At 58.1% G+C, this 6771-nt stretch carries 5 protein-coding genes; all 5 read right to left on the bottom strand.

What is annotated here, in order from left to right; translation table 11 throughout:
* Positions 1–80 precede the first annotated feature (80 nt).
* The gene (lepB, locus tag ACOCD2_RS09950) at positions 81–521 is read right to left on the bottom strand and encodes a signal peptidase I (RefSeq protein ID WP_293647196.1); all 441 of its coding nucleotides are present in this window, start codon (positions 519–521) and stop codon (positions 81–83) included.
* Positions 522–631: 110 nt separating this feature from the next.
* On the bottom strand, positions 632–838 hold the full coding sequence (locus ACOCD2_RS09945) for a SlyX family protein (RefSeq protein WP_293647198.1): 207 nt from the start codon (positions 836–838) through the stop codon (positions 632–634).
* Positions 835–2850 (bottom strand): NAD-dependent DNA ligase LigA, encoded by a 2016-nt coding sequence (gene ligA, locus ACOCD2_RS09940; RefSeq protein ID WP_293647200.1) that lies wholly within the window; start codon positions 2848–2850, stop codon positions 835–837. The genes ACOCD2_RS09945 and ligA overlap by 4 nt, the downstream gene beginning before the upstream one ends.
* Entirely contained in the window at positions 2847–3704 is an 858-nt protein-coding gene (zipA, locus tag ACOCD2_RS09935; protein WP_293647202.1) for a cell division protein ZipA, read from the bottom strand. Before zipA ends, ligA begins: the two co-directional genes overlap by 4 nt.
* 102 nt (positions 3705–3806) lie before the next feature.
* Positions 3807–6608: an insulinase family protein gene (locus ACOCD2_RS09930; protein ID WP_293647204.1), complete on the bottom strand. Its 2802-nt coding sequence runs from the start codon at positions 6606–6608 to the stop codon at positions 3807–3809.
* Positions 6609–6771 lie beyond the last annotated feature (163 nt).

Raw genomic sequence — 6771 nt, 5'->3', positions numbered from 1 at the left:
CCGCGTTCGGAGGCCTACTTTGTTTTCCCTCTGGCGCAAGGCACGCCGGGAAAACAGTGCGGCCTCGCGGCTACTGGGGTCTACCAGCCTTCGCTTCGCTCTCCATGGCTGGCAGCGATGGTTCCTTCTCCCAGGAGATAATCCGCCTCCTCGCGGGTAATCTGCTGGGCCAGGGGCTGCCCGTTCACCCATAGTTTCATACCTTCGATACGCAGGTGGTCGCCGGGCACCGCAATCACGCGCTTGACGAACAGCTGATCCTTGTGGGGCGGGACGAAGGTGATCACTTCTCCGCGTTTGGGGCTTCCCCAGGTCAACAGTTTCTTGTTGATGATGGGCAGTGAGGGGCCAAAAGCGGTCTTGTCGATCCACATCACGTCGCCGGGAACCAAGGTGGGTTCCATGGAACCGCTGGGCACGGGGGACCAGTCGGCAATGGTGGTGCGGAAGGTTACCAGCAGGATGGCGAAAATCAGGAGAGGCCGGTAATCGCGCAGCAGTCTTGCGGGGGTGGTTTTCATTGTGAGGGTTTTCCTGGGGAAGAGGCAGGTATTGGGTGGGACTGCTTTTGTGGGAGCAAAGTTCCGGTCCCCTCTCCCCCGGCCCTCTCCGAGGAGGAAAGGGGGGCTTTTCAGTAGTGTGGAGGGAGTTCTGTGGCCTGCCCTTCCGCACCGCCGGGCTGGTTGCTCTCCAGCTCCAGCAGGCGTTCCTGGAGGCGCAGTAGTTCTTTGCGCAGGATATCCAGTTCGGTCTGCTGGCGGGCGACGGTGATGTTCAGTTCCTGGAGGCTGTCTTCCTGGAAGCTGATGCGCACCTGCAAATCTTCAATGTCGTTCATGAATGCTCCCGCAACAGTTCGTCCAGCTGCTCTTCATCGAGAATGGTGATGCCCAGTTCCTCGGCCTTGGCCAGCTTGGAACCTGCTGCTTCCCCGGCCACCACGTAATCAGTCTTCCTGGATACGCTGCCGGCGACCTTCGCCCCCAGCGCCTGCAACTCGGCCTTGATTTCGCTGCGGTGACGGCTGAGGTTTCCTGTGAGCACGAAGGTCTTGCCCTTAAGGGGCAGTACTTCTTCCGCCGCTCTTTCCACCACCGGCCAGTGAATACCCGCTTGCAGCAGTTTGTCGATAACTTCCCGGTTGTGCGGCTGATGGAAAAATGCAGCGATATGAGCGGCGACGATGGGGCCTATGTCCGGGGTTTCCTGCAGTTCTTCCTCGCTGGCTTTTTCAAGTGCTTCCAGACTGCCGAACTGTTGTGCCAGGGTCTGGCTGGTCGCTTCACCCACTTCGCGGATGCCCAGGGCATAGAGGAAATGCGCCAGGGTGGTTTCCTTGCTGCGTTCCAGGGCATCTAGGAGATTCTGCGCGGATTTCTCGCCCATGCGTTCCAGGCCCATGAGCTGTTGCCGGGTCAGGCTGTAGAGGTCCGCCGGATCATGGATCAGTTCCTGCTCCACCAGCTGTTCCACCAGCTTGTCACCCAGGCCTTCGATGTCCATGGCCCGGCGCGAGGCGAAGTGTTTGATGGCTTCCTTGCGCTGGGCGGGACAGTACAGGCCACCGGTGCAGCGCGCCACCGCCTCGCCCTCGGGCTTGATGACGTCGGAACCACACACGGGACAGTGTTTGGGCAGCACCACTTCCCGGGCGGTTTTCGGTCGAGGCTCGGGCAACACGCGCACGATCTCCGGGATCACGTCACCCGCCCGCCGCACATAGACGGTGTCCCCGATATGGACATCCTTCTTTTTCACTTCATCCATATTGTGCAGGGTGGCGTTGCGCACGGTCACGCCGCCCACTTCCACGGGGTCCAGCCGTGCTACAGGCGTTACCGCACCGGTACGCCCTACCTGGAATTCCACGTCTTTCACTACCGTCAGCGCTTCCTGGGCAGGAAACTTGCGTGCGATGGCCCAGCGCGGCGCCCGGGAAACAAAACCCAGGCGTTCCTGCTGCTGCAGATCGTTGACCTTGAACACCACGCCGTCGATTTCATAGTCCAGGGAATCGCGCTTTCGCGTCATGGCGTCGAAATAGTCCAGGCAGCCCTGCAGTCCCTGCACCACGTTCAGCTCGGGTGATACAGGCAGGCCGTATTCCTTGATAACAGCCATGGCGTCACTGTAGCTGTCTCCCAGTTTCTCCACGGACAGTTCGCCCCAGCCGTAGGCATAGAAAGACAGGGGACGGGTGGCTGTGATCTTCGGGTCGAGCTGGCGCAGGCTGCCCGCGGCAGCATTGCGCGGGTTGGCGAAGGTTTTTTCGCCTTTCTTTCTTGCCCGCCTGTTGAGTTCCTCGAAGCCCTTTTTCGGCATGAAGATCTCGCCACGCACTTCCAGCACGGCGGGCCAGCCCTCCCCCAGCAGGCGCAGGGGAATGGCGCCTATGGTGCGCACATTGCTGGTGACATCCTCACCCCGGTGACCGTCTCCCCGGGTGGCGCCCTGCAGCAGGATGCCTTTCTCGTAGCGCAGACTGATGGCCAGGCCATCCAGCTTGGGCTCGGCACTGTATTCGATCTGTTCCACGTTCAGCAGCTTGCGCACACGCTCGTCGAAATCGGCCATTTCCTCGTCGCTGAAGGCGTTGCCCAGGGAAAGCATGGGTATGGCATGGCGGACCTCGGCAAATTCCTTGAGAGGCTGTGCGCCCACCCGCTGGGTGGGGGAGTCGGGGGTGATCAGTTCGGGATGGGCGGCTTCCAGTTCCTGAAGCTCGCGCATGAGACGGTCGTATTCACTGTCGGGAATCTCCGGATCGTCCAGCACATAATAACGGTAGTTGTGGTAATCGATCTGGCGGCGCAGATCCTCTGCCCGTGCCCGGATGGATGCGGCGCTCATTTGCTCAGCTTGGCCAGGCGCAGTTTTCTGCGATGCTCCATGATGGCATCCTTGGTGTGCTGAATGGTCTGCTTGCTCAGCACGCTGTGGGTCTCGTCCTGCAGTACACCGCCCAGCATGCCGGCCAGCTCATTGGCGGTATAGAGCATATCGGAATAGATCTCCAGACCATCACGTACACCGGGAAGCTGGGTGAACAGCATCAGGCCGGGCGTGCTGAATCCTTCCATGTCATCGAGAGGAAAGTGGCCGGGGTTGACCAGGCTGGCGACGCTGAACAGCACCCTATCGGGATAGCGGCTGTCCTGGCGATGATAGATTTCCATGGGACCGGGTTGCAGCCCCACTTCCCGCATGGCATCTACAATGTCACTGCCGGAAAAATCACCATCCTGACGCACCAGTGCTATTTGCACCAGCATCTGTGGCAGACTGTCCTGCACTTCCGGTGAGGCATGCAGGTAATCATCATCCCCGGCTGCGCTGAAGGTTGCTCCTGCAACCGGCTCCGGATCACCTCGCCCGGACTGGGTGTCCATTTCGATACTGGGAAGTTCGATTTCCGGCTGTCCTTCCGGCTCCCCGGGAAGAAAGGACTCCTGCGCAACCTGCGGTTCTTCAGCTGGCGCTTCCCGGTGTGACGCCTTCTTTTCCTTGACCGCCGTAAAGCTGATGATTTCATCATCGGCCACGGGCTCCTGATCGGCCAGTTCACGCTGCAGACGACGTGCCTGGCGCAATGACAGACCCTTCAGGCGTGAACGGGAACGTTTGTACCTGTCCCACAGATAAATCGCCACCACCAGAGCCATACCGGCCAGGAGCAATATGAGGCGTAACTGGTCTGCGTCCATCTCTATTCAGTTCTCTAACAGGATTGCGTGATTGTAGTCATTTCGACCCGGCATTTGTATCGGCAAATACCCTAGGACATCTCGAATCGTTCGAGGCACGCACTACTTCGCCGAAAACCGCGTGCCGGGCGAATACACTACCAGACGCCGTGGTTGCTGCAGCAGATTCTGCCGGTAAAAAGCCAGCAGTTCAGCCCTGGACAGTCCGGACACCTCATCGGCCACCTGCTTCCTGAAATCGAAGCTGTAGCGTTTGCGATCCAGGTTGTCCATGTAGCGAACGGCCCGGCTCAGCATCATGTCGTCCTTCTTCAGCAGTTTCGCCACCAGACCCGCCTTGTGAGCGGCGAATTCCTTTTCGTCCATGGACTCCAGTTCCGCAACATAATCCCGGATGAATGCTTCCATGCGCTTTTGCAGTTCCCCGGCGGAAACGGCGGATGACTGCACCAAAAACAGCATGCCGGGCAGGTGGTCAGTTTCGCTGAAAGCGGCAGCCACGACATAGCCCAGTTGCTGCTCCGTGCGCAAGGCGCTGAAGAAGGGGCTGGCCATGACATGCCCCAGCAGGCGCCAGCGCGCCTGTTCGGCGATGCTCTTGTCGTTGCCCTGGAAGCTGATGACCATGGCCGAATCCGGATGATCCACGTCATAGCGGTAAGTCAGGGTCTTCCTTCTGGGTACGATGGTCAGCTGAAGTGCTGGCGCTTCCACCAGACGGGTACCCGACAACAGCTTTCTCTGCAGCAGCGCGTTCATGGCTTCAGCCTCTTTCGGCCGGAGATTCCCGTAAGAAAGCACCTGGACTTCTGCCTCGTCGAACAGGTGAGTGGCATAATCCTGCAGGTCATCACGGCTGAGAGATTCCAGGGCGGCAAGCTTCTGTTTCGGACTCCAGGCAGGGCTGATCAGGCGGCGCGTGCGTTCATCGAGTATCTGGCGGTAAGGGCGATCGAGTGCCTTGTTGGCTAGGCTGCGCTTGCGCTTGTCCTTGTACACCTGGAAACGGTCCCCGGGCAGCGTCGGATGCCTGAGAGCGGCCAGTACTTTTTCCAGCAGTACCGGCTGCTTTTCATCATAACCATAGATGAGCAGCGTCAGTCCCTCCCGTGTCGGACTGATGGAGTAGCTCAGGCAGGCGAGTTGCGCAGGATAAGACCAGGCATTGAGCTGATCCTTGACTAGGTCAACCAGCAGGAACAGGCTCACTGCCTTCTTCGCCGTATTCCGGTGACCGGGCAGCTTGAGGTTCAGCATGAACACCGCGCGGGGGACGTCGAATTGTTCGTCCTGCTGATACCAGAGGCTGTCTCCCGGTTCTTTTTCAAGCGCCACAGGCACGGGCGTGGGATTCACCAGCGGCTTGATCGCGACATGGTCGGGAATGAAAGGATTGGGCTTGGGCAACACCAGTGCCGCATCGACCTTCTCTTCCTGCCACAGTTTCAGATCACGGCTGCCGATACGGCTGATGCGATACGGCACCTTGTAGAACTTCTCCACCCTGTCGGTTTTCACATCCGGATCGACCAGTGTCATGGCAAGGTTGTCCGGTTGCAGCCTGGACAGCAAATCGGACAGCAGTTCGGGCTTCCAGACATCATAGATCTTGCCTCCCCGTAACACGTCCTCGGCAGGATAGCGCAGCAGTTTGCCGGACAGGCTCATGGCATAGGAGCTGGCGGGCGCCTTTTCCTCGAAACGGAAATCCAGCACAGACTTTTTCTTCAACTCGTTGTAACGCCATTGTTCAATGCCTTTGGCACTCAGAAGATCGATGTATTCGAACATATATTCCGCAATCTCCGGTACGTGCTTTACCCCTGTTTCCGTCAGGTCCATGCTCACGTTGAACAAGCCCTGGACATCATCCAGATTCTGTCCGCCGGCACTCAGGGAAGTGATCCAGCCTTTCTTCTTCAGCAGGTCGTACAGGCTGCCCTGGCCTTCATCACCGATGAAGTTGGCAACGTAGTTGATGGGACCGGTCCTGTAGTTCTTGCGTTGGGAGGGAATTGGAAATGCCAGCGTAAGTTTATGGAGTTTCTTCAGCGGCGTCAGCGCCACTTCCAGGGGAAGCTGGGAAGGGCGATACAACAGCTCGTCCTTGCCCGGCCGATAGGGCTTGGCGTTCCTGTCGGGCACTGCAGCGAACTTCTCTTCCACCCAGGCGCGCAGCACTGGCAAAGACTCCTTGCCCACCACCGTCAGACCCATGATATTGGCGGAATAGTGTTTTTGGTAAAAGGCAATCAGGTCGTCACGCACCTTGCTGCCCGGCCGGTCGGCGAGCGTATCCAGGTTGCCCACGAAGAACTGCGCATAAGGACTGGCGGGGTTGTAGCTCTGCTTTTCTGCGGCATCGATACGGCGCGAATCCTCCTTGAGCTTGAGCTGGTATTCCGAATTCACGGCATTGGCTTCACGCTTCACGTACTTGGCATCGAACAACGGAGAAATGAAGAACTGGGCGAAGCGGTCCAGAGCCGGTTCGAGCTTCCCCGCCTTGATGTCGAAGAAATAGATGGTCTGATTGTCGGCGGTAAAGGCGTTGTCGCTGCCACCGTTGCGCTTGATGAAAGAAGAATATTCATCCACATCCGGGTATTTTTCCGTCCCCATGAACAGCATGTGTTCGAGAAAATGCGCCAGCCCCTGCCGTCCGGGCGGATTGCTGGTGCTGCCCACCTCGATGCTCATGGCGGCGGCTGCCTTGTCCGCTTCGGGATCGGATACCAGCAGCACCCGCATCCGGTTGGGCAGTATCAGATACTCGTACTGGCGCTTGTCATTCTTACTTTTGATGACCTTGGCGGTGGCAACCGCAGGGCTGTCAAACCGGGGTTGGTTTACACAGGCACCCAGAAACAGGCTGAGCAGCAGCAACAGGATCGATTTCTTCATTATTGATTATCCTTGTATTCGAAATTATCGAAGTTAATATTGAAACTAGAGTTTAGAGTAAGCAACATTGTTCCACCGTATATTTTCGGGTGAAATAAAGTTGCTATTTTGTTCATACTGCCCGTTAGAGCTTGTTCTATACGCTGATTGCTGCATCCTGCTC

Source organism: Thiolapillus sp., assembly GCF_048562965.1.
Lineage (GTDB): Bacteria > Pseudomonadota > Gammaproteobacteria > Chromatiales > Chromatiaceae > Thiolapillus > Thiolapillus brandeum_A.
This window is presented reverse-complemented; position numbering and strand designations above follow the sequence as displayed.

Excerpts from the sequence above, each read along its gene's own strand:
- ACOCD2_RS09930 (WP_293647204.1), bottom strand. The coding sequence starts at position 6,608 with ATGAAGAAATCGATCCTGTTGCTGCTGCTCAGCCTGTTTCTGGGTGCC.
- ligA (WP_293647200.1), bottom strand. The coding sequence starts at position 2,850 with ATGAGCGCCGCATCCATCCGGGCACGGGCAGAGGATCTGCGCCGCCAG.
- ACOCD2_RS09945 (WP_293647198.1), bottom strand. The coding sequence starts at position 838 with ATGAACGACATTGAAGATTTGCAGGTGCGCATCAGCTTCCAGGAAGAC.
- lepB (WP_293647196.1), bottom strand. The coding sequence starts at position 521 with ATGAAAACCACCCCCGCAAGACTGCTGCGCGATTACCGGCCTCTCCTG.
- zipA (WP_293647202.1), bottom strand. The coding sequence starts at position 3,704 with ATGGACGCAGACCAGTTACGCCTCATATTGCTCCTGGCCGGTATGGCT.